The sequence below is a fragment of the Seohaeicola saemankumensis genome (assembly GCF_021021435.1).
Taxonomy (GTDB): Bacteria; Pseudomonadota; Alphaproteobacteria; order Rhodobacterales; family Rhodobacteraceae; genus Seohaeicola.
Map to the genome: position 1 here is coordinate 12,264 of NZ_JAINWI010000012.1, position 23,659 is coordinate 35,922.

The window sequence follows — 23,659 nt, forward strand, 5'->3', positions numbered from 1 at the left end:
CGGGACCGGCGGCTATGCGGCGGCGCTGCGCGCCTTGATTCAGCGTGCTGTCGCCAAGGTTCGCATTGCAATTAAAAAAGGGGCCTGACGGCCCCTTTTTGTTTCTTCAGAAAGGATAGGGCCCCGCTAACGCACCAGTATCTCCGGCCCCATCATCATTGTCGGCAACCATGTCGAGATGATCGGGATATAGGTGATCATGATCAGGAAGACGAAGAGCACGGCCAAGAACGGCAGTGCCGCACGCACGACGCGCATCATCGGCATACCCGCAACGCCCGAGGTCACGAAGAGGTTCAGACCCACCGGCGGCGTGATCATCCCGATTTCCATGTTCACCACCATGATGATGCCCAGATGGATCGGGTCGATCCCCAACTCCATCGCGATCGGGAACACCAGCGGGGCCACGATCACGATCAGACCCGACGGTTCCATGAACTGGCCGCCGATCAGCAGGATCACGTTGACGATCACAAGGAACATCACCGGACCGAAACCTGCCGCCAGCATCGCACCTGCGATCTGTTGGGGGATCTGCTCGTCCGTCAGCACGTGTTTCAGGATCAGCGCATTGGCGATGATGAACATCAGCGTGACGGTCAGCTTGCCGGATTCAAACAGCGTGTCGCGCATGTCGCGGTGAAAGAACGAAGTCACCAGCGCAATCGGCTTGTCCAGCAGGGTCAGGTTGCGCTCGCCCTCGGGGCGGGCAAGCGGGCCCATGTCGCGGTAGACAAAGAAGGCAATGAAGAACGCATAGACCGCCGCCACCGCTGCCGCCTCTGTGGGTGTAAAGATACCGCCATAGATACCGCCCAAAATGATCACGATCAGCATCAAGCCGAAACCGGCATCGCGGCCCGACCGCCAGACCTCGCCCCAACCCAGCCAGTCACCTTTGGGCAGGTTGCGGACCCGTGCGATCACGTAGATCGTCAGCATCAGCATGAAGCCCGCCAAAAGGCCCGGAATGACGCCTGCAAGGAACATCCGGCCGACAGACACATCCGTGGCCGAGGCATAGACCACCATCACGATAGAGGGCGGGATCAGGATGCCCAACGTGCCCGCCACCGCGATCACACCGGCGGCGAAATCACGCGTGTAGCCCACCTGCCGCATACCGGCGATCACGATTGTCCCGATAGCAACCACCGTAGCAGGGCTGGAGCCGGAAAGAGCCGCGAACATCATACAGGCAAAGACGCCCGCAATCGCCAGTCCGCCCGGCAAATGGCCCACCAGCGCGATAGAGAAGCGGATGATCCGCCGTGCCACGCCACCTGTCGACATGAAGCTGGAAGCCAGCACGAAGAACGGGATCGCCAGCAGCGTGTAATGCCCTGCCATTCCGTTATAGAGCGAGGCCGCCACCGCTGCGAGGGATGTATCGCTGAGCGCCAGCATGAACAGGATGGACGACAGGCCCAGCGAGACCGCAATCGGCACGCCGATCAGCATCAGTCCGATCACCATCGTAAAGAGGATAAAGACGTCCATGACTTATACCTGACCCTTCCGGTTTTGCGCGATCTCTTCCAGCGCGTCTTCAACCTCGTGGCTGACGATCATGCTTTGCTGTTCGCCCTTGATGATGCGGATGGTCACCTGAATGATCCGCAACAACAGTAGCGCGGCAGAGATGGGCAGAATCATGTAGGGGATCATGCGCGGCATCTTGGAGTAGCTTTCGCCCTGGTTGATTGCGTCTTCCAGCCAGCGCAGCCATTCCAGCATCGGCACCTGATCGGTTTCGAAAAACGCGCGGTCGCGTGTGTTGGGATCGAATCCGGTGGGGAACCAGTGCCCGGTCGTCTGCTGCAAACCGGCGAAGGGTGCCCAATAATCCCATGCACCCTTGGCAATCAGCAGCGCATAGAGCAGACAAAAGCCCGCAGCCATCAGCGCCAGGACATAGCGCGCACGCGGCGAGACGATCGAGATGATTGCATCCACGCCAAGATTGGCTGTCACCTTAAACGCATAAGTCATCCCGAACAGGACAAGCCATGCAAACAGGACCAGCACGACCTCCAGCCCCCAGATCACCATCGAGTTGAAGACGTAGCGCATGATGACATTGACGAAGGTCAGCAGCGTCATCAGCCCCAGAAGCACGGCAATGACCGTTTCTTCCAGTTCATGCACGGCCTTCCCCAGCATGCCGCGCGGCTCGTATCGGCCAGGCCCAGACATTGGCGGTCCCCCTGAATTGTTGTGTAAACCGGTAAAATCGCGGGATGCGCCCGATCAGGCGCATCCCTGTCCGGTAACCCTGCGGATTACTGGTTGAAGGTCTGTGCGGCGGCGATGTTGTCGGCGCCCACTTCTTCTTCGAACTGCGCCCAGACGGGCTTCATCGCTTCAACCCATGCAGCGCGCTGCTCGGGTGTCAGTTCGACGATGGTGCTGCCGGCATCCAGAATTGCCTGACGGGCCTGGTTGTCGACTTCCAGAACAGCAGCGTTACGCTCGGCTGTGACTTCGTCGAGGATGGTTTTCAACTGGTCGCGCACATCGGCGTCCAGCGATTCCCACCAGTCAACGCTGGTCACAACCATGTAGTCGATGATGCCGTGGTTGGTCTCGGTGATACCGTCCTGCACTTCAAAGAACTTCTGGCCATAGATGTTGGACCAGCTGTTTTCCTGACCGTCGACAACGCCCGTCTGCAGCGCGCCGTAAACCTCGGCAAAGGCCATCGGCTGTGCGGTGGCCCCCAGCGCGTTCATCTGCGCGACCAGCACGTCGGAAGGCTGCACGCGGAATTTCAGACCGGCGGCATCCTCGGGCATGATCAGCGGCTTGTTGGCCGAAAACTGCTTCATCCCGTTATGCCAGAAGCCCATACCCAGAACGCCGCGACGGGTCATCGACTGCAGCATTTCCTGTCCGGTTCCCGATGCCTGGAACGCGTCGACGGCTGCGATGTCCTTGAACATGAAGGGCAGGTCAAACAGGCGGAACGCCTTGGTGATCGGCTCGAACAGCGACAGCGACGGAGCGGCGAACTGAACGTCACCCTGCAGCATGGCTTCCAGCACTTTCTCGTCGGTATAAAGCGTCGAGTTGGGGAACACTTCCATGCAGGCCTTGCCGTCCATCTCGGCGTTCACGCGCTCGGCGAGCAGCGTGGCAGCAATCCCTTTGGGGTGCTTGTCCGAGTTGGTCACATGGCTGAACTTGATGACGATCTCGCCGTCGTCGCAAGCTGCAACTGCAGCCCCTGCGGTGACGGTCAGGGCCAGAGCCGTGGCGGCTGTTGTCAGGAATTTCATAGGTCTCTCCTCCCAGAATTGAGACATTGCAATTGGCGCCCCGAACCGAGGCACTGCGATGCAAACTCTGACCTCGATCACACAGCACTCAAGGGAATGTGCACTTTCTTGTGGCGATTCGATAAAAGGCAGGTTTTGCAGGGGCTTGGCTATGCAGCCCGCACATGGCAGCCATGCTTGCGAAAGCGGCTGTGCGGATTTCCGCACAGGTTCAGGCGGTATTTTGCGGAAATCCGCACAGCCCCTGACCGAATCGGTCTACTGATTCGGTCTGTGTCGCGCGGATACGTCTTACCGTGACGCGCCTAGCGGAAATCCTCGGCCCGCAGACCGTAGCGCGCCAGCTTGTCATAAAACGTCTTGCGCGGCAGCTTCAGATCGCGCGCGGCCTCGACCGCGCGACCCTGTTGACGGCGAAGCGCCGCCACCAGCAAAGAGCGTTCCACCTGCGCCATTTGCGCGGCCAGCCCAAGGCCGGGACTGGCCGCTGTCTCGACCCCTTTTCCCTCGGCCAGACCCAGCGCGAAACGCATTGCTGCGGACATCAACGCCCGCGCGTTGCCGGGCCAGTCCTGCGCCATCAGCGCCCCGATCACCTCGGGCTCGATCGAGGGCGGCGTCAGACCCGCCTGTTCACTGGCCAAAGCGACATAATGCCGGAACAGCACCGGAATATCCTCGCGCCGCTCGGACAGGGCAGGAATACGGACGGGGCTGACATCCAGCCGGTAATAAAGATCGGGGTTCACGCGCCCTTTTGCCACCAGCGCAGGCAGATCGGCACTGCTGCCGACGATAAGACGCACGGTGCCTTCCTGTTCCAGATAGTCCAGCAAGGCGAATTGGGTCTCGGCGGGCATCGCGCCCAACTCGTCCAGAAACAGGCTGCCGCCACTGGCAGCGTCAAGCGCCACGCCCAATCCTGCGGGGTCCAGCCCCGCCGCTGGGGTTTTGACGAATGACCCCTTGGCCTGCACCGAACTCAGATGGATCACCTCGGCCACTTTGGAAATCCCGCTACCAGGCGGACCACTGACCAGCACCTCGGCCTTGGTGCGTGCCACGGCCCGCACACGGTCACGCAGGGCCACGGCCATTTGGGACGTGCCAAACAGCATCCTTGCCGCTGGATCACCCGCTTCCAGTTGCGCCTTGAGGCGGCGGTTCTCCAGCACCAGCGCGCGGGTTTTCAGCGCGCGCTCGACCTCGGCCAGCAGATCGACGGCAGCACAGGGCTTTTCCAGAAAGCTGAAAGCGCCCTGCCCCATGGCGCGCACCGCCATCGGGATATCGCCCTCGCCGGTCAGCAGGATCACCGGCAGGTCTGGGTCCAGCTTTTGTGTATGTTCCAGCAGAAAAAAACCGTCTCGCCCCGGCATGCGGATATCAGACAGCACGATCCCCTCGAACCCGTCCGAGATGTGATCCTTGGCCTCGATGAAACTGCCGGTGCAATGCGGGTTCAGATCGGCCAGTTCCAGCGTCTGCGCCAGCGCCTCGCGCACGGCGATATCGTCATCCACGATCAGCACACGCCGGATCATTCCGCAGCCTCGGCTGTTGCGGCAAGAGTATCGGCAGGCGTCAGTTCGACCGTAAAGACCGCCCCGCCTCCGGCCCTGTTGCGGCCACGGATCGCGCCGCCGAAACTTTGCACCAACCCGTAAGAGATCGACAGCCCCAGCCCCATGCCCTCGGCAGCACCGACGGCCTTTGTGGTATAGAACGGCTCGAATATCTTTTCAGGCTCCTCGATCCCCGGTCCGGTATCGGCCACCTCCAGCACAACGCGGCCCTCATCGCGGCGCAGGGTCAGGCTGATACGCCGCTCGTCCAGACCGGCCATCGCATCGGCGGCATTGCCGATCAGGTTCACCACCACCTGCCCCAGCCGCACCTCGCCGCCGATCACATGCACCGGCGCGGGCGGGGTCCAGTCCACCTGCACACCGTCCTGCTCCAGCCGCGCCTCGGACAACTCCAGCGCGACATTGATCACGCCCACCAGATCGACGCGACCCATCGGCTCGCGTTCCTGCCGCGCAAAGGCGCGCAGGTTGCGGATGATGCGCCCCATGCGATGCGCCAGATCCCCGATGCGGGTCAGGTTCTGCACTGCCACATCGGTCTTGCCCCGCTCCAGCAGGCCGACACCATTCTCGGCATATTGCCGGATCGCCATCAGCGGCTGGTTCAACTCGTGGCTGATCCCCGCGCTCATCTGGCCCAGGGCCGACAGCTTGCCCGCCTGCACCAGATCGTCCTGCACTTTCTTCAACGCAACCTCGGCGGCGACGCGTTCGGCCACCTCGCGGCGCAGCGCCGTATTGGCGCTCGACAGCTCGCGCGTGCGCTCGGCCACGCGTCCCTCCAGCCGCGCATTGGCCAGCGCCAGCGTGCGCCGCCGCTCGGTCGCCAGAAACAGCAGTGCGCCGAAAGCCAGACAGACCGCCGCCACCAGTCCCGCCTGCAACATCGCAAGACGCCGCGCCGGTTCCACATCGACCAGTGCCTCTGCCCGCATGTTGATCACCGGCAGATCACGCGCCAGATGCATGGCGCGGGTCGGGATATAGGGGCTCCAGCTTTCGCGCCAGATTGTGTGCTGGCCTTGCTGCAGGACCGAGAATTCACCCGCCGATCCGTCAGGCGGCGACAATCCGATTTCGCCCGACGCACGCCGCCAGAACAGCAATTCCGAACGGTTGGTAATGAAAACCAGCCCGTCTGCGTCGGTAAAGAATACGGGCGGACGCGCGCCACGCCATTCCGCCTCGACCAGTTCGATATCGACCACCACCATCACCGCCCCGCGCACCCGCGCATCCGGACCAAACAGCGGAGCTGCAAAGGTATAGCTGCGCTGCCCGCCTCGCGGGTTGATGCCATGCCCCTCGCCCAAGGCCCCTGTCATGGCGCGCAGGAAATAGTCGCTTTGCGCCAAATCCGGTTCGACCATTCCATTGGCCGAGGCCAGCACCCGGCCCGTATTGTCCACCAGTTGCACATCCATCGCGCCTGTCTTGTCCGCAGTGGCAACAAGCACATCCTGCAAAGCATCCGTCGGTCCCGCATCCAATGCCGCGGACAAGGCCGGATGTGCGGCCATCACCACGGCCAGTTGTTGGTAAAGCTGCAACTGGCCCGTCAGCCGGTCCGAGGCCAGCAACAGATCGGCCTCGCCGCGCTGCGCCGCCTGATCCAGCGCCTGACGGTAGCCCGCGCGCCAGACCAGTGTCGCAAAAACGGCAACGGCGCAAAGAAACAGCGCAAGGATCGCAAGGCGGCGTGGCGTGTCATGTCTCATCGCGTCAATCTATCCGGTCCGCCCTTGTCTTGGCCAGAGGGCTCGGGCAACTCTGGCGCCATGTTCACATTGCACCAGTCCCCGACCGATCCCGTCTTCGTGCAAAATCCCTACCCTGCCTACCATCTTGCCCGCGCGGCAGGTGGCGACCTCGTCTGGTGGCAGGATTACGATATGCCCTGCGCGATCAGCCATGCCAGCGTGAGCGCGCTGCTGCGTGACCGCCGCTTCGGGCGCGAGATCCCCACCGAACTGGCCAGCCCTCCGCCCGCACATCTGGCGGCGTTCTACGCAGTCGAGGGTCACTCCATGCTGGAGTTGGAACCGCCCCGCCATACCCGCCTGCGCGGTCTGGTGTTGCGCGCCTTCACCTCCCGGCGCATCGCAGCGCTTGGGCCCGAGATCGGCACACTCGCCCACAGCCTGATCGACTCCTTCCCCGCGAAAGAGCCGTTCGATCTGCTGCCCGCCTATGCGCGGCTGATCCCCGTCATCACGATCGTGCGCCTGCTGGGTATGCCGGAAGACCGCGCCGAGGATCTGCTGGGCTGGTCCAACGCGATGGTTGGCATGTATCAGGCGCGCCGCACGCGGATGATGGAGAAGGATGCCGCCCGCGCCGCGGCTGACTTCACCGCTTTCCTACAAGACTATATCGAGCAGCGCCGCAACGCCCCCGCTGACGACCTGATCACCCATCTGATCGCCGCCGAACAGGATGGCGCGCGCCTCTCGACGCCCGAACTGGTTGCGACCTGTATCCTGCTGCTCAACGCGGGGCACGAGGCAACCGTGCACAGTATCGGCAACGCGACCCGCCTGCTGCTGGGCATGCGCGACCCGCGCGCGCATCTGGCGCCTGAACGGATCACTGCCACGGTCGAGGAATTACTGCGCCTTGCTCCGCCTTTGCACATGTTCACGCGCTACGCCTACGAGGATGTCACCCTCTGGGGTCACCGTTTCAAACGGGGCGACAAGGTCGGGCTTTTGCTGGGGGCCGCGAACCGCGATCCCGCCATCTGGCCCGATCCCGACAGGTTCGACCCCGCGCGCCCCGCCACCGCCCATAGCGCCTTTGGCGCGGGGCTGCATTTCTGCGTCGGCGCACCGCTGGCACGACTCGAGATGCAGACAGCCCTTGCGGCCCTCTTCACCCGCTGCCCCGATCTGCGGCTGGACAGCCCGCCCCGCTTTGCGGACAGCTACCATTTCCACGGGATGAACGCCCTGATGGTGCGCGTCTGACCCGCACTTCTTCTTGCCCTAAATATCCCTGCCGGGCATTTACAGCGGCAGGGCCGTCGTCGATTTGATCTCTTCCATCGACAAAAGCGCCGTGACGTTATGGACTTTCACCTCTGAAATCAGCGCCTGATAGAACACGTCATAGGCCCGCGCATTCTTGACGCGCACTTTCAGAATATAGTCGATATCGCCCGCGAGCCTGTGCGCCTCCTGCACTTCGGGGCGGTTCTGCAACGCCTTCAGGAACGCGGCCTGCCATTCAGCCTCGTGTTCCGATGTGCGGATCAGCACGAAAAAGCAGGCCTCGAACCCCAGCGCCTCGGCATCCAGAATCACCGTCTGCGGCCCCATGATTCCGGCCTCGCGCATTTTGCGGATACGGTTCCATACAGGTGTCTTGGACGAGCCCACCTGTTTGGCAATTTCGTCCAGCGACTGGCCTGCATCGCGTTGCAACTCTGCCAGAATTTTCCGGTCCGTGGCATCCAATCGGATCGACATTTTCTTTTATCCCCTTCACGTGGAAAACCTTTGCCTGTTCCGCACTCAGGGAAAACAATGTTCCTTATCTGACGCAGATACTGGCGCTTGCTGGGAAATATTTCCTATATTGTCGCAAAGGTCAAACCGAAAGCAGATGCTTCGGACCCATGCCGCGAAGAGAGGTTTCATGCCACGCTTTACCCCAAAGGTCGTTACGGCCAATGCCCTGCTGGAAGGTGATGTGATCTATCTGGCCGCCGATGACAGCTGGACCCGCGATCTGCGGGCGGCCGAGGTGATCGAGGACGAGGCGATTGCCCAGTTGCGCCTGCTGGACGCACAGCGCCAGCATGACCGCGTGGTGGGTGCCTATCTGGCCGATATGATCCCCGGACCGCAAGGTCCCCAGCCCGCCCATTTCCGCGAGGATTTCCGCCGCAAGGGTCCGTCCAACTACGCCCATGGCAAACAGGAGGATGCGGCAAATGTATAATTACAACGAGTTCGATACCGCTTTTCTGGCCGAACGCAACGCCCAGTTCCGCGCGCAGGTGGAACGCCGTATCGACGGCTCGCTGACCGAGGAGGAATTCCGCCCCCTGCGCCTGATGAACGGGCTCTACCTGCAACTGCATGCCTATATGCTGCGGGTTGCGATCCCCTATGGCACGCTGAACTCGGCACAGATGCGGCAACTGGCGTTGCTGGCGGACAAATGGGACAAAGGTTACGGCCATTTCACCACGCGGCAGAATATCCAGTATAACTGGCCGCAACTGCGCGACGTGCCCGATATGCTGGACGCGCTGGCCGAGGTCGGCCTGCATGCAATCCAGACCAGCGGCAATACGATCCGCAATGTGACTGCCGACCATTTCGCAGGCGCCGCCGCGGACGAGTTGGCCGATCCCCGCCCCGTGGCCGAGTTGATCCGCCAATGGTCGACCGATCACCCCGAATTCCAGTTCCTGCCGCGCAAGTTCAAGATCGCGGTGACAGGCAGCCCCAATGACCGCGCCGTGACCCGTGCCCATGATATCGGGCTGCGGATGGTCAGCCGCGATGGTGTGGCAGGTTTCGAGGTGATCGTGGGCGGTGGTCTTGGCCGCACCCCGATGATCGGGCAGGTGATCCGCGATTTCCTGCCACGCGGCGATCTGCTGCCCTATCTGGAAGCCATTGTCAGTGTCTACAACCTGTTGGGGCGGCGCGACAATAAATACAAGGCGCGCATCAAGATCACGGTGCACGAGAACGGGATCGACACCATCCGCGATCTGGTCGAGGAACGGTTCGCCACCCTGCGCGCCGCCTTCAACGGCGCCGATCAGGCGCTTCTGGCGCAGATCGAGCCGCAATTTGCCGCACCCGACTTTAGCGCCAAGGATGCCGCCGCCTTTGACAGGGCCTATGCCGCCGATCCGGTGTTGCGGGCTTGGGCCGATACCAACCTGACCACACACCGCCGCGACGATCATGCGATCGTGTCGATCAGCCTCAAGGCGCATGGCGCGACACCCGGAGATGCCACGGCAGACCAGATGCGGCTGATGGCCGATCTGGCGGCACAGTATGCCTATGACGAATTGCGCATCAGCCACGAGCAGAACGTGATCCTGCCCCATGTCGCCCGCGCTGATCTGCCTGCGCTGCATGCCGCCTTGAAAGGTGCGGGCCTTGCGACCGCCAATATCGGCCTGATCAGCGATATCATCGCCTGCCCCGGCATGGATTACTGCGCGCTGGCCACGGCGCGGTCCATTCCCATCGCGCAAGAAATTGCGACGCATTTTGACGCGTTGAAGCTCGAGCATGATATCGGCCCGCTCAAGATCAAGATTTCGGGCTGCATCAATGCCTGCGGGCATCACCATGTCGGCCATATCGGGATTCTGGGACTGGACCGTGCCGGCGTCGAGAACTACCAGATCACGCTGGGTGGTGACGGCACCGAAGACGCTGTGATCGGCGAACGCGCTGGCCCCGGCTTTGCCGCCGAGGACCTGCTGGGTGCCATCGAACGGCTGGTGCGCGCCTATCTGGATCTGCGCGAGGACCGGAGCGAGACTTTCCTTGACGCGTATCGCCGTCTGGGTCTGGCCCCGTTCAAAGCGGCACTCTATCCCGAATCCCGCGACCGCCATGCCGCTTGAGGTGCCCCTTGCCCCCGTCGCGACACGCGCCGCGGATCTGAACGCACGCTACCGCCACCACGCGGCCAGCGCCGTGCTGCGCCATGCGCTATCCGATCCCCAAGTGGGCCGGATCGCGCTGGTCAGTTCCTTCGGAGCGGAAAGCGTGGCCCTGTTGCATATGCTGGCGGTGATCGACCGCACCGTGCCGGTGCTGTTTATCGACACGGCCATGCTGTTCGCCGAAACGCTGGACTATCAGCGACAGGTGGCGGAACGGCTGGAACTGTCCGATCTGCGGATCATCCGCGCGCGACCTGTGGGGGTCGCGGCACAAGACCCTGAGGGCCTGTTACACCAGACCGACCCCGATGCCTGCTGCGCGCTGCGCAAGACCGAGCCTCTGGAACGGGCGCTGCACGGCTTTGACGCATGGATCACCGGGCGCAAACGCTTTCAGGCCAGCACTCGCGCGGCGCTCGAATTCTTCGAGGCCGACACCGATGGGCGGCTCAAGGTCAATCCGCTGGCCCATTGGGACAAGGCCGATGTGCAGGATTACATGCTCAACAACCGTCTGCCGCGTCACCCGCTTGTGGCACGCGGATATCCCTCGATCGGGTGCGCGCCATGCACCTCGCCCGTGAAACCCGGCGAGGATGAACGCGCGGGCCGTTGGCGTGGGGCCGCCAAGGAAGAATGCGGCATCCATTTCGTGGATGGCAAAATGGTCAGAACAGGAGCCGGAACATGACACTCAACAGCACAGTCATCGTGCGTGACACAGGCTTTGCAGCCGAGGACTGGACCACGCCCTTCTCGCCTCTGGCCGAGGCTACGGCGGGCAGCGCGGCCATCGATCTGCCCGCCGATGCCGATCCCGATGCGGTGGCGCTGGCCGGCCTGCAGATCATCCGCATCCCTTTTGCCAGTTTCGCGGACGGTCGCGGTTTCACGCTGGCGCGCCGGTTGCGACTGCGCGGCTATCAGGGCCGTTTGCGCGCGACAGGGCATGTGATCGCCGACCAATACGCAATGGCGCGGCGCGCGGGCTTTGACGAGGTTGAGATCAGCACCGAGCTAGCCGCCCGCCAGCCCGAAGCGCAATGGCTGGCCCGTGCCGACTGGCGCGCGCATGATTATCAGGCGCGCCTGCGCGGCTGATCCCGCGCCGCAATTCCCGCGCTTTCATCTGACCTCGATCAAAGATAGAAAAAGGATGCCGGTTTATCTCCGGCAGGACGCATATGACCGAAAGCCAGACAGTGACCGAGATTTCCATTCCCAAAACCCCTACCCTGCCCGATGCCCAGACCGTCACCGCCGTGACCCATTGGACAGACAGCCTGTTTTCCTTCCGCGTGACGCGCCCGCAATCCTTGCGCTTCCGCTCGGGCGAATTCGTGATGATCGGCCTGATGGGTGATAACGGCAAACCGCTGCTGCGGGCCTATTCCATCGCCTCGCCCAGTTGGGACGAGGAATTGGAATTCTATTCGATCAAGGTGCAGGACGGCCCGTTGACCTCGCGCCTGCAACATATCAAGGAAGGTGAGCAGATCATCCTGCGGCCCAAACCTGTGGGCACGCTGGTGCTGGACGCGCTGTTGCCCGGCAAGCGGCTGTGGTTCTTTGCCACCGGCACGGGGATCGCCCCCTTTGCCAGCCTGATGCGCGATCCCGAAACCTTCGAGCGTTATGACGAGGTCATCATGATGCATACCTGCCGCGATGTGGCAGAATTGGACTATGGCCGCCAGTTGATCGAAAGCCTACCCGAAGATCCACTGATCGGGGAATTCGTCGCTGGCAAGCTGCGCTATTATCCCACCACCACGCGCGAACACAGCGCGCAGATGGGCCGGATTACCGACAATCTGACAAGCGGAAAGGTCTTTGCCGATCTGGGCATCCCGCCGATTTCGCCCGAACAGGATCGTGGCATGGTCTGCGGATCGCTGGCCTTCAATACCGATATGAAAACCGTGCTGGAAGGCTTTGGTTTGCGCGAGGGCGCGAATTCCGAGCCTGCGGAATATGTGGTGGAAAAGGCCTTTGTCGGCTGACATCTGGCGCTGATCTTGCCTTCCCAAAGAAAAAGCCGCGCAGGATCATATGCGCGGCTTCCTTATTGGCTTAGGCGGGCCGTTACAGTCCCAGTGCGGTGCGGGCCTGTTGCAACAGGTTTTCCAGCAATGCCGGATTGTTGCGCGCCTGATCCAGACCGGATTTCAGCATGGTTTTCTGTGTCTCGCTGATATCCGAGTTGTCGATCACCTGCACCGCACGATCATAATCGAAAGTCTCGGCCGAAAGCGCGGCCTCGGCCTCGGCGTCTGTCAGGGCGGTTCCGGTCGTAGCCGTCCCAGCCGGACTTGTTTCAGAAGAAACCGCTTCGGTTTCCGGTGCCAGCGCCGTGGCTGCATCATTTGCAACATTGCTGGCCGCTTCAGACGCCTCGTCTGCCGCCTGTCCGATAGCGGTGGCGGCGTCATTGGCCATTTCGGTGGCCGCATCGACAGCATTGCCGACCTGCTCTTCGACAGCTTCGGCCGCGTCCTGTGCCGCATCTTGCGTCGCGTCTACGGCATCGGCTGCTGCGTCCTGCATGGCTTGCCCAACCTCTGCGGCCTCCTCGGTTGCTTCGTCCACGGCCTCTTCCACAGTTTCTTCAGTGGTTTCGGGCGCAGGTGCAGGCTGGGTTTCGACAGCGGGTGTTTCAACGGCAACCTCCGGTCCATCCGCAGTCTGGCTTGTGTAGAATAAATAGGCCGCGGCAGCCGCCAAAAGCACCGCGACAGGCAGGATCACTTTGTTCATATCGGTCGTCCCCTTGTCTTGCAGCGCCAACCATTCAATCCGTGTCGGCGCATCTGCGTGCAACACATGGGTTTCCTGCGACGGAGGCACAAGACCGATCTTCGCCAGTCGGCAGGGATCAGCCGATTTGCTGCTTGAAGAAACCCCGTCCGGCGTTTAGGTTGCGGCCTCGAATTACGTTAATAATCGAAGGAACGCTACCATAGCCCGCAGACCGCATAACGCGCCCCCGCAGCGCGAGACTGGCCCCCGCATCAATGAACGTATCCGCGCCCCCGAAATCCGGTTGATCGGCGCAGATGGTGAGAACGTGGGCGTCGTGACGCCCGAGCGGGCCCTTGTAATGGCCGAAGAAGCGGGTCTTGATCTTGTCGAGATCTCTCCCAATGCTGAACCCCCGGTCTGCAAGATCATGGATTTCGGCAAATACAAATACGAGACCCAGAAGCGCGAATCCGAAGCGCGCAAGAAGCAGAAGATCATCGAGATCAAGGAAATCAAATTCCGCCCGAATACCGACAAGCATGACTACGAGGTCAAGATGCGCTCGGTTTTCAAGTTCCTTGAGGAAGGTGACAAGGTCAAGATCACCCTGCGCTTCCGTGGCCGCGAGATGGCGCACCAGAACCTTGGCCGCGAATTGCTGGAACGGGTCGCCGAGGACACCAAGGACGTCGGCAAGGTCGAGAACTTCCCAAAAATGGAAGGTCGCCAGATGATCATGCTGATCGGACCACTGGCGAAGTAGGTTTCGCTAGGTTTAGGTTTAAGGAACCGCCCCCGTCTTGCGACGCCGGGGCGGTTTTTCTTTGTCTGTCCCATCGTGGGGCATTTTTCGGATTGTTCGTTTTCAACGGGTTACGCGGGCGTGTTTACCACATTTTAACGAAGGTTGAGGAGTTGGTAAGGGTTTGGGTGGTGGGGTTCGAGGTACCCGGACGCCAACAATGCTTGAAACGTGCAAATGGGTTTGTAGACATTTCAAATTAGCATTCAACTATATGTTGCACGCCTTGGCGATACCATGGTAGTTTTACAGGCGGTTCAACAAAGTGTGAAAGGTGTTTTTGTATGAGCGAAAGAACGCAGACGTCCATTAACTCTGTGCAGCCGTCACAACGCTCTGTTCAGCCTACTAGTTCTGGCGTTCAGGGTTCAGTTCAACCCACCAGCTCCGGCGGTAGCACATCAACATCTCAAGGCGGAAGTAACGGCGGAAGCAAATAGATCAGCTTGTGTCACCCTTTATTGGCTTTCGGCGCATATCTATCTCTGCGATTTGATCGGCAGGAATGGAAGTCATTCTTGGTCCTTCGATTTCGCAGTCTAAATTCATAGTTTCCCTGCGCCCGCCTTGAGCGCTTTCAATATGCGTGACGTACATCGCAACTGAACCATCTCCACCAAGGATACATGATCCGTTGGGATATTTATAGAATCTTGAAAGTGGATAACTCTCAAGCATTCTACCGTCTTTCAAATACACATTAAGTTGACTATAAGCCAAATTTGGTTCCTGTATGAGTGTTTCCCACCCAGAGAAAAGCCCATTGTCTTCACTTTTTCCAAGATTACGCAAAACTTTTCCAAGCCTCTGGCCAAGAAACCGTCGCCAAACCAAAGCACTTAAAAGAGCACCAGAAATAGCACCGGCGGCCAAGATAAATTCTCGCAAATACGAAATGTCTATAGACCATACTACCAGCAAATTGGGTATGACCTGATCAATAAAGTTAAATGTTAATAATCCAATACCACCAAAACACAGAATGATACTAAGTGTATCAATAGATTTATGCGCAGATCGTTTTCCTGAATAGGCAATAACATAGGCGAAATAACCGCCTACAATTACTACTTGGATTTGCCAAGGAAGCGCCAGCAACTCGTTCATCTTCTATCCCACCATCACACTCACTATTTTACTCACTAGTATATGTTATAGAAACCTAGCATCAAAAGACATGATCGAAAGTTGTAAGTCTTGCCTGTTTTTCGCAGCTGATCGGTTTTCACCTTTGTTGTCCAATGGATGCAAGTCTGAGGCGTGAATTTTAACGGTACTTACTACGAAGACGTTGCCTCCCCCCCACCAAAAAACAAAAACCGCCCCCGCAGTTTCCCGCAGGGGCGTTCCTTACTCAATCAAACCCTGATCACGCCGCCGCAGCAACCGCCCGTTTGGTCATCACCCCCACCAGATGGGCGCGGTAGGCTTTGGAGCCGTGCAGGTCGCCGATCATGCCATCCGCAGGCAGGGTCAGCCCGTTCAGGGCATCTGCCGTGAAGGATTTGGACAATGCGGCTTCCGCCTCGGTCCAGCGGAATACGCCTTCTTCCGACGCACCTGTCACTGCCACGCGCACACCGTCCGCGTATTTCGCCACGAACACACCGACCAGCGCAAAGCGCGAAGCGGGTTGTTCGAACTTCTGGTAATTCGCCTTCTCGGGGATGGGAAAGCGCACCTCGGTGATGATCTCGCCCTCGTTCAGGGCTGTGGTGAACATGCCCTGAAAATAGTCATCCGCCGCGATCTTGCGGGTATTGGTGATGATCACCGCACCCGAGCCCAGCGCCGCCGAGGGATAGCAAGCCGAAGGATCGTTATTGGCAAGGCTGCCGCCGATCGTCCCGCGGTTACGCACCGCCGGGTCACCGATATGGCTGGCAAGACCGGCCAGCGCCGGATAATGCGCCACAGCCTCGCGCGCCACCAGGGCATGGGGGGTGGCCCCCCCGATGCACAGATGCCCGTCATCCGACATGCAGACGCCCTGCATCTCGGTGATCGCAGTCAGGCTGACTAGTGTTTCAGGGCTGGCAAGGCGCTGTTTCATGGTGGGCAGAAGGGTCTGCCCCCCGCCCAGCGCCTGCGCGCCCTCATGCCCCAAGGCCGATGCTGCATCGGCTATCGTCGTGGGACGGACCAGTTCGAAGTTATACATGGTTATGCCTCCTTACGCGTTCATCGCGGCCCACACCCGATTGGGCGAGAGCGGCATGTCGATATGGGTGATATGGGTCTTGCCTGCCGAATGCAGCGCGTCGATCACGGCATTCACCACTGAGGGGGGTGAGCCGATGGCCCCGGCCTCGCCGCAGCCTTTCACGCCAAGCGGGTTATGCGTGCAAGGCGTGACGCAGGAGTGATCCACCGCATAGAACGGCACATCCGCCGCGCGCGGCATGGCGTAATCCATATACGATCCCGTCAGAAGCTGGCCGTTATCATCGTAAACAGCCCCTTCCAGCAGCGCCTGACCGATGCCCTGCCCGATCCCGCCATGCACCTGACCCGACACGATCATCGGGTTGATGATATTGCCGAAATCATCCGCAGCACTGAACCGCTCGATCGTGACGCGGCCTGTATCCGGATCAAGCTCCACCTCGCAGGCATAGGCCCCCGACGGGTAGGTGAAGTTGGATGGATCGTAGAAGGCCGTTTCCTCGAGACCCGGTTCGATATCTTCCAGCGGGTAGTTGTGGGGCACATAGGCGGCAAGGGTCACATCGCCCCAAGCAACCGATTTGTCGGTGCCCGCGACGTGGAACTTGCCGTCCTTGATCTCGATATCCGCGTCTGATGCTTCCATCAGATGGGCCGCGATCTTCTTGGCCTTATTGATGATCTTCTCGGTTGCGCGAACCATCGCACTGCCGCCGACAGCCAACGAGCGCGAGCCGTAAGTGCCCATGCCCATCGGACCCTTCGCGGTGTCGCCATGGACGATTTCGATCATCGACTCGTCAATGCCCAGCATTTCCGCAATCACCTGCGGGAAGGCGGTTTCATGCCCCTGCCCGTGGCTGTGGCTGCCAGTCATCACGCTGATCGAACCTGTCGCGTTCACCCGCACCGTGGCGCTTTCATAGAGCCCCGCGCGTGCACCCAACTGGCCCACAAGGTTCGACGGTGCAATGCCGCAAGCCTCGATATAGCAGTTCACGCCCAGACCGCGCAGTTTGCCCTTGGCCTCGGACGCTTTGCGGCGGGCCGCGAAACCGGAAAAATCCGCGATCTCTTCCAGCTTGTCCATGGTGGCGACGTAATTGCCGGTGTCATAGACCACGGCCACCGGCGTTTGGTAGGGGAATTGCGTGATGAAGTTCTGGCGGCGCAGCTTGATCGGGTCGACACCCAATTCGCGCGCGGCTTTGTCGATCACACGCTCCAACTGGTATGTCGCTTCGGGACGGCCCGCGCCGCGATAGGCGTCGACCGGCACGGTATTGGTGAACACGGCCTTCACGTTCACATAGACAAGCGGCGTGCGGTAGTTGCCCGCCATCAGCGTACCATGCAGCCATGTCGGGACCGACGGCGCAAAGGTGGACAAATATGCGCCCATATTCGCATAGGTTTCGGTCCGCAGGGCGATGAAGTTGTTATCCTTGTCAAGCGCCAGCTCGATCTTGCTCACATGGTCACGGCCATGCGCGTCGGACATGAACGCCTCGGAGCGGCTGGAGGTCCATTTGACCGGACGCTTGATCTGTCGCGCGGCGAAGGTGCAGAAGGCTTCTTCGGCATAGTGAAAAATCTTGGTGCCGAAACCGCCACCTACATCAGGGGCCACCACGCGCAGTTTATGCTCGGGAATACCCAGCACGAAAGCGCCCATCAGAAGGCGGATCACATGCGGGTTTTGCGAGGTGGTGTAGAGCGTCGATTCATCTGTCGAGCGGTTGTAGTCGCCGACTGCCACGCGCGGCTCCATCGGGTTGGCCACCAGACGGTTGTTGACCAGTTCAAGCGAAGTCACATGCGCCGCGTTCTTGAACGCCTCGTCCGTGGCCGCCTTGTTTTCCTCGACAAAACCCCAGTCATAGCAAAGGTTCGATGTCAGATCGTCATGCACCTTGGGTGCGCCATCCTTGACGGCGGCTTTCATGTCGATGACGGCGGGCAGTTCTTCGATATCCAGCACGATGGCTTCGGCAGCGTCGCGGGCCTGTTCATAGGTTTCGGCCACGATGGCGGCGATGGGATCGCCCACATGGCGCACCTTGCCCTGTGCCAGCACCGGATGGGCCGGTTCTTGCATCGGCTGGCCGTGCTTGTCCGTCACCTGCCAGCCGCAGGGTATACCGCCCACACCCGCGAAATCGTCGCCGGTGAAAATTCGCACGACGCCCGGCATATCCGCCGCCGCCGATGTGTCGACCTTGTTCAGCCGCCCATGCGCCACGTCCGAGCGCAGGAAATGCACATAGGCCTGACCGTAGAGGTTGATATCATCCGTATAGTTGCCGTTTCCTGTCAGAAACCGCAGGTCCTCGCGCCGCTTCGGGCTGGCGCCAATTCCATGATCCTTGGGCATTACATCTCTCTCCCTGAGTGGAAAGTGGCTTTCCTTCTCGACAGCGGCACTTTCCGTGATCCTAGGTTATGCGAAGACAGCGCCGCTGCAGGGCGCATCCCTCGGTCTTACTCGGCCGCGATGCGGCTCACATCTTGTCCTGCTGCGGCCATGATCGCCTTGACGATGTTGTGATAGCCGGTGCAGCGGCAGATATTGCCTTCCAGATAGTCGCGGATTTCCGCTTCGGTCGGATTGGGGTTCTCTTTCAGCAGGGCTGTCGCGGTCATCACCATACCGGGTGTGCAGAAACCGCACTGAAGTCCGTGGTGGTCCTGAAATGCCTGCTGAACAGTGTTCAGCGAGCCATCCGCATTGGCCACACCTTCGATGGTCAGAACCTCAACCCCTTCCGCTTCGGCGGCGAGCATGCTGCAGGCTTTCACGGCTGTCCCGTTGACATGCACGACACATGCGCCGCATTGCGAGGTATCACAACCGACATGTGTGCCGGTCAGATGAAGATTCTCGCGCAGAAATTGAACCAGTAATGTCCGGCCTTCCACGTCACCCGACGCGGCCTTGCCATTCACGGTCATATTGACCTTAACCATGACGCTCCTCCCAGAGTCTATTTATGTCGTTCACGATATTATTCTAAACATGCCCTCGGCGTTATGAGAAGCATGAATTTTGTCGCGTATCGCAAGGATGTGACTTGCCTCCCCGAATAAGCGGCAAATCCGCAGTCGGTCCTGCTGTCACGCTTTGCTGTCGCGGCCCCGCCCTGCACGGGGCATTGGACGCGTTGGGATTTCCTTCAACAGCCCTCCGATACCCATTGCGGCGATATCCTGCCCGCTGACCGCTAGCCCGCAGGCTATGCGGCTAAGCACCCAGTCGGCACCATTCAGCGCGGGCGAGCGTGCGCATCCCGGCAGGCCGATTACGGGCCGCGTGCCCAAACGCCCCAGAAACAAAAGGTTGCCGGGATCGACCGGCATCCCGAAACGCTCCATCTGACCGCCCGCCAGACGCAAGGCCGCAGGGCCGACATCTGCAATATCAGACGTGGCCGACCCTGTCAGGATCAGCACCAGATCCGATGCAGATACCGCCACAGCCTCGGCCAGTTCCGCGATGCGGTGCGGCACGGTGACGACCTGATCAAGGCGCATGCCCAGCGCGGTCAGGCGCGCCGCGACAGCGGATTGCCCTTTGTCGGGTGTCGTGGCCTCGGTACTCTCCAGCCCGCCGCCGATTTCCGTGACGATCAGCGTGGCGGTCTGCAGCACCGGCTTTGCCAGCCGGATCGTGCCGCCCCCTTGCCCCGCCACCGCACAGGCCCTGTCCAAGCCCGCGCGCGCGACCCCGTAAGAGATGATCTTGACCGTCGCCACCATTCCGCCCTCGGCCATCTGATGAAAGGGCGGCACAGTTGCCAGCGTGATCATCGGATCGACGGCATTCACGGCGGTCAGCGCGGCCGCATCCATCACCGCCACTCCCGGCCCTGTCGCGATCAGGTTCACGCGCCCCGTGAACGGTGCTGTCAGCCGCACACCGGCCGCTACGGGATCGGGCACGAGTGCCGCCGCCAGCGCCGCCGCCGCGTCATTCTCGTGCACATCATCCGCATCCAGCCGCGCAACGATCACGCTGTCATGGCCAGCCGCGGCCAGCGCGGTCAGATGCGACCCCTCCAGCGTCACACCTTTACGCAGACGCTTGCCGCCCAAATCGACAGAATGGGCCAGAATGGCCCCTTCGGCATCGCGCAATGGGACGGGTCCGAACCTCATCCCTTCCTCAAGACCTGCGTGCATTCGGCCAGAATCGACAGCGCAATCTCGGCGGGCCCCGCCGCCCCGATATCCAGCCCCACAGGCCCGTGGATGCGCGCGATACGGTCCGCAGCGATTCCCTTGGACTCCAGGCGCGCTACCCGCGCGGCATGGGTCCGTTTCGATCCAAGCGCCCCGATATAGAACACATCAGATGCCAGCGCCGCCTCGATCGCCGGATCATCGAGCTTGGGATCATGGGTCAACAGCACCAGCGCCGTGCGCGCATCCAGCCCCAGCGTGGCAATCGCATCATCGGGCCAGTCGTTCAGGATGGTCTCGCCGGGAAAACGTGCCTGCGATCCGAAAGCATCGCGCGGATCGACAATCACCGGATCATAGCCTGTGATCCGCGCCATCGGCACAAGGGCTTGCGCAATATGCACGGCCCCTACGACAATCATCCGCAAGGGCGGGTTATGAATGGCCACAAAAACGCGCCCCTCCTCTTCAAAGCCTGAACGGTCCATGCGGAAGCGTTCGGGATGATCCGCCTTGCTCAGATGCCTGGCGCCGCTCTCCAGATCGACGACATAGGCCACCGCCTGCCGCGCCGCGCGGGCCGTGACCAGATTGGCCAGCATTGCCTCTGGCAAAACCGCGCCGACAGGTTCCACCAGCACGCGGATGGTGCCCCCGCAGGCCAATCCGACGGCAAAGGCATCGCCATCGCTGACCCCGTATTCCAGCAGCCGCTGGCTGCCCTGCTCCAACGCCTCCAGCGCCTCGGTCACCACTGCGCCCTCGACACAACCGCCCGAGACCGAGCCTTCCATCTCGCCCTTGCCCGAAATCACCAACTGGCTGCCAATGCGCCTTGGAGCCGAGCCCCATGTCTCGACCACGGTCGCCAACACCGCGCCGCGCCCGTCGCGGTGCCATTCCAGCGCAATCTCGGGAATACGGTCATATCTGTCAGTCATATCTCGAACCCTCCCCTGGCCCTGACGGGCCGCATCGGTCATGTGGCACGCAGCGCCGCCATCAACCGTGTCTTCTCGCCCGTATCATCCTGCTTCGAGATCGCGGCGGCAAGTGCCTCGAGACTATCAATCGAATGTCCCGCACGAAAGCTGTCCACATGCGGCAGCATCGCGGCGATCCCGCGCGCCTTTGGCGCAAAACCGTCCCAGCGCAACAGCGGGTTCAGCCAGATCAGGCGGCGCGAGGACAGATGCAACCGCTCCACCTCGCGACCCAGATCGGCGTCGCTGTCGCGGTCCAGCCCGTCGGTGATCAATAGCACCACCGCGCCCTGCCCCATGACGCGGCGCGACCAGTCGCGGTTGAACGCATGCAGGCAGGTGCCGATCCGGGTGCCGCCCTCCCAGTCCTGTGCCTCGGCCCCTGCCGCTTTCAGCGCCTGATCCACGTCGCGCGTTGCCAGATGGCGGGTGATATTGGTCAGTCTCGTGCCAAAGGTGAACGCATGCACCTTTGCCCAGCCTGCGCCCTTCTCATTCGCAACGGCATGGAGGAAATGCAAAACCATCCGGCTGTACTGGCTCATCGAGCCTGAAATATCGCAAAGCACCACCAGATTAGGCCAGCGCGGGCGCGGCTGTTTCAGCGACAGCCCCTGCATCTCGCCGCCGCGCCGCATCGAGGCGCGCATGGTCCGGCGCCAGTCTATCCGGTTGCCCGTCAGACTAGGCTGGCCACGGCGCGAAGGGATGGGCTTCACCGGAAGACGCATCCGCGCCAGAATCCGCTTGGCGGCGGCGATCTCGGCCGTGCTCATCTGTTCGAAATCCAGCGTTTTCAGCCGCTCTTCGGTCGAGATGGTCATCGAGGCATCGACCTCGATCATCGTCTCCTCCTCGCGGGGCTGTTCCTGCTCCACCGGCCTGTTGGCCCCGTCCAGCAGCGCCTCGGCGGCGCGCTTCTCGGCCGCCTGCGTCTGCCGTTCCTCCTGCACGCCACGAATGGCGGGCAGCATCATTGACATCATATGTTCCAGATAGCGCGGATCGCGCCAATAAAGCCGGAAGATTTGCGAGAACACCGCGCGGTGTTCGGGCCGGTTCACGAAACAGGCATGCAGCACCCAGAAGAAATCGCGCTTGTCGGTGAACCCCGCTGCCTGCACAGCGCGGATCGCGTCGATCACGCGGCCCGTGCCGATGGGCAACCCTGCCTTGCGCAAGGCCCGTGCAAAATGGGTGATGTTCTGCGCCAGCTTCGGATTGTCGGGCAGTTCAAGGGGAATATATTCCGCCACTACGCCCCCCCGCTTCTTCTTGCCGCAAATATCCTTGGGGGGTGCGGGGGGCAAACTGCCCTCCGTCCGCTCACCGTCCCCATCACGCAGGTTCCAGCGATGCGCGCGCCTCGTCCAGCAGGCGTTTCGCCTCGCTGCCCTGCAGTTTTGCGATATCGTCCTGATATTTCAGGATCGCGCCCAGCGTGTCGGCAATCACCTCGGGCGAGAGGCTGATCACATCCAGCGCCAGAAGGCATTTCGCCCAATCGATGGTTTCCGCGACACCCGGTTTCTTGAAAAGGTCCTCTGTCCGCAGGCGCTGCACGAAGGCCACAACCTCGCGGCTCAGCGCCTCTGAGGCTTCCGGCGCCCGGGCTTGCAGGATCTCGATCTCGCGCTCGAAGGTCGGATAATCGACCCAGTGATAGAGACAACGCCGCTTCAAAGCGTCATGCACTTCGCGCGTGCGGTTAGAGGTCAAGATCACGATAGGCGCTTCCGGCGCGTGGATCGTACCAAGTTCGGGGATCGTGACCTGAAAATCGGACAAAGCCTCAAGCAAAAACGCCTCGAACGGTTCGTCGGTGCGGTCCAACTCGTCGATCAGCAGCACGGGCGCGCCGCCAGCCTGCGGGCGCATGGCCTGCAGCAAAGGACGCTCGATCAGATAATCTTGCGTGAACAGTTCGGATTTCAGCGAATCCCGTTCCGCCCCGCCTGCGGCTTCGGCCGTGCGGATCGCGATCATCTGCGCGGCAAAGTTCCATTCATAGACCGCCGATGACGCATCAAGTCCCTCATAGCATTGCAGACGGATCAGGCGGCGACCAAGAGCAGCGGCAATGGCCTTAGCGATCTCGGTCTTGCCGGTGCCGGCCTCGCCCTCCAGAAACAGCGGGCGGCCTAATTTCAGCGAGAGGAACGTGACCGTGGCCAGCGCCCGTCCGCAGACATAGTTCTGTCCGGCCAGAAGGCTTTGCACCTCGTCGATGGATTGCGGCAACGGCATATGTGTCCCTCCCTTGAACGCCAGAA

The 23,659-nt window shown here is 61.2% G+C and carries 22 protein-coding genes; 7 read left to right on the forward strand and 15 right to left on the reverse strand.

Annotation, left to right across the window (positions count from 1 at the left end):
• Positions 1-126: 126 nt before the first annotated feature.
• The 5 genes from K7H22_RS09960 to K7H22_RS09980 all read right to left on the reverse strand — a co-directional run bounded on the left by K7H22_RS09960 (position 127) and on the right by K7H22_RS09980 (position 6,588).
• On the reverse strand, positions 127-1,503 hold the full coding sequence (locus tag K7H22_RS09960) for a TRAP transporter large permease (protein ID WP_230800615.1): 1,377 nt from the start codon (positions 1,501-1,503) through the stop codon (positions 127-129).
• 3 nt (positions 1,504-1,506) lie between these two features.
• Entirely contained in the window at positions 1,507-2,199 is a 693-nt protein-coding gene (locus K7H22_RS09965) for a TRAP transporter small permease (protein ID WP_230800616.1), read from the reverse strand.
• 86 nt (positions 2,200-2,285) lie between these two features.
• Positions 2,286-3,281, reverse strand: a complete 996-nt coding sequence (locus K7H22_RS09970; RefSeq protein ID WP_230800618.1) for a DctP family TRAP transporter solute-binding subunit — start codon at positions 3,279-3,281, stop codon at positions 2,286-2,288.
• Positions 3,282-3,586: 305 nt separating this feature from the next.
• Positions 3,587-4,825, reverse strand: coding sequence for a sigma-54-dependent transcriptional regulator (locus K7H22_RS09975; RefSeq protein ID WP_230800619.1), 1,239 nt, complete (start codon positions 4,823-4,825; stop codon positions 3,587-3,589).
• Entirely contained in the window at positions 4,822-6,588 is a 1,767-nt protein-coding gene (locus tag K7H22_RS09980) for a sensor histidine kinase (RefSeq protein ID WP_230800620.1), read from the reverse strand. Before K7H22_RS09980 ends, K7H22_RS09975 begins: the two co-directional genes overlap by 4 nt.
• 60 nt (positions 6,589-6,648) lie before the next feature.
• On the opposite strand from K7H22_RS09980, the gene K7H22_RS09985 reads away from it, so the two are divergent.
• The gene (locus K7H22_RS09985; protein ID WP_230800899.1) at positions 6,649-7,836 is read left to right on the forward strand and encodes a cytochrome P450; all 1,188 of its coding nucleotides are present in this window, start codon (positions 6,649-6,651) and stop codon (positions 7,834-7,836) included.
• Between the two features lie 39 nt (positions 7,837-7,875).
• On the opposite strand, the gene K7H22_RS09990 is transcribed toward K7H22_RS09985, so the two are convergent.
• Complete coding sequence (locus tag K7H22_RS09990; protein WP_230800625.1) at positions 7,876-8,337, reverse strand: Lrp/AsnC family transcriptional regulator; 462 nt, start codon at positions 8,335-8,337, stop codon at positions 7,876-7,878.
• Positions 8,338-8,506: 169 nt separating this feature from the next.
• Between K7H22_RS09990 and K7H22_RS09995 the strand changes: the two genes are divergently transcribed.
• From K7H22_RS09995 to K7H22_RS10015, 5 genes are all read left to right on the forward strand, one after another.
• Positions 8,507-8,812, forward strand: coding sequence for a DUF2849 domain-containing protein (locus K7H22_RS09995; protein ID WP_230800626.1), 306 nt, complete (start codon positions 8,507-8,509; stop codon positions 8,810-8,812).
• Entirely contained in the window at positions 8,805-10,472 is a 1,668-nt protein-coding gene (locus tag K7H22_RS10000; RefSeq protein ID WP_230800627.1) for a nitrite/sulfite reductase, read from the forward strand. The genes K7H22_RS09995 and K7H22_RS10000 overlap by 8 nt, the downstream gene beginning before the upstream one ends.
• Positions 10,462-11,205, forward strand: a complete 744-nt coding sequence (locus K7H22_RS10005) for a phosphoadenylyl-sulfate reductase (protein ID WP_230800900.1) — start codon at positions 10,462-10,464, stop codon at positions 11,203-11,205. The genes K7H22_RS10000 and K7H22_RS10005 overlap by 11 nt, the downstream gene beginning before the upstream one ends.
• Positions 11,202-11,615, forward strand: coding sequence for a DUF934 domain-containing protein (locus tag K7H22_RS10010; RefSeq protein WP_230800629.1), 414 nt, complete (start codon positions 11,202-11,204; stop codon positions 11,613-11,615). Before K7H22_RS10005 ends, K7H22_RS10010 begins: the two co-directional genes overlap by 4 nt.
• An 83-nt stretch (positions 11,616-11,698) precedes the next feature.
• Entirely contained in the window at positions 11,699-12,517 is an 819-nt protein-coding gene (locus K7H22_RS10015; RefSeq protein ID WP_230800634.1) for a ferredoxin--NADP reductase, read from the forward strand.
• A gap of 82 nt (positions 12,518-12,599) precedes the next feature.
• Here the strand turns inward: K7H22_RS10015 and K7H22_RS10020 are convergent, their stop codons facing one another.
• Positions 12,600-13,337 (reverse strand): hypothetical protein, encoded by a 738-nt coding sequence (locus K7H22_RS10020; RefSeq protein ID WP_230800635.1) that lies wholly within the window; start codon positions 13,335-13,337, stop codon positions 12,600-12,602.
• A gap of 136 nt (positions 13,338-13,473) precedes the next feature.
• On the opposite strand from K7H22_RS10020, the gene infC reads away from it, so the two are divergent.
• Positions 13,474-14,019 (forward strand): translation initiation factor IF-3, encoded by a 546-nt coding sequence (infC, locus tag K7H22_RS10025; protein ID WP_419248173.1) that lies wholly within the window; start codon positions 13,474-13,476, stop codon positions 14,017-14,019.
• 480 nt (positions 14,020-14,499) lie between these two features.
• Here infC and K7H22_RS10030 read toward each other — a convergent pair whose 3' ends face one another.
• The 8 genes from K7H22_RS10030 to K7H22_RS10065 all read right to left on the reverse strand — a co-directional run bounded on the left by K7H22_RS10030 (position 14,500) and on the right by K7H22_RS10065 (position 23,633).
• On the reverse strand, positions 14,500-15,165 hold the full coding sequence (locus K7H22_RS10030) for a hypothetical protein (RefSeq protein WP_230800639.1): 666 nt from the start codon (positions 15,163-15,165) through the stop codon (positions 14,500-14,502).
• 262 nt (positions 15,166-15,427) lie between these two features.
• On the reverse strand, positions 15,428-16,219 hold the full coding sequence (locus tag K7H22_RS10035; RefSeq protein WP_230800640.1) for an FAD binding domain-containing protein: 792 nt from the start codon (positions 16,217-16,219) through the stop codon (positions 15,428-15,430).
• A 12-nt stretch (positions 16,220-16,231) separates the two neighbouring features.
• Complete coding sequence (locus K7H22_RS10040; protein WP_230800642.1) at positions 16,232-18,598, reverse strand: xanthine dehydrogenase family protein molybdopterin-binding subunit; 2,367 nt, start codon at positions 18,596-18,598, stop codon at positions 16,232-16,234.
• Between the two features lie 107 nt (positions 18,599-18,705).
• Positions 18,706-19,191: a (2Fe-2S)-binding protein gene (locus tag K7H22_RS10045; protein ID WP_230800643.1), complete on the reverse strand. Its 486-nt coding sequence runs from the start codon at positions 19,189-19,191 to the stop codon at positions 18,706-18,708.
• Between the two features lie 147 nt (positions 19,192-19,338).
• Entirely contained in the window at positions 19,339-20,379 is a 1,041-nt protein-coding gene (locus K7H22_RS10050) for a molybdopterin-binding protein (RefSeq protein WP_230800645.1), read from the reverse strand.
• Positions 20,376-21,344, reverse strand: a complete 969-nt coding sequence (locus tag K7H22_RS10055; protein WP_230800647.1) for an XdhC family protein — start codon at positions 21,342-21,344, stop codon at positions 20,376-20,378. Before K7H22_RS10055 ends, K7H22_RS10050 begins: the two co-directional genes overlap by 4 nt.
• A 38-nt stretch (positions 21,345-21,382) precedes the next feature.
• Positions 21,383-22,642 carry a vWA domain-containing protein gene (locus K7H22_RS10060; protein ID WP_230800901.1) on the reverse strand — a complete coding sequence of 420 codons (1,260 nt, stop codon included), beginning with the start codon at positions 22,640-22,642 and terminating at the stop codon, positions 21,383-21,385.
• A gap of 82 nt (positions 22,643-22,724) precedes the next feature.
• Positions 22,725-23,633 (reverse strand): AAA family ATPase, encoded by a 909-nt coding sequence (locus K7H22_RS10065; RefSeq protein ID WP_230800648.1) that lies wholly within the window; start codon positions 23,631-23,633, stop codon positions 22,725-22,727.
• Between the last annotated feature and the right edge of the window lie 26 nt (positions 23,634-23,659).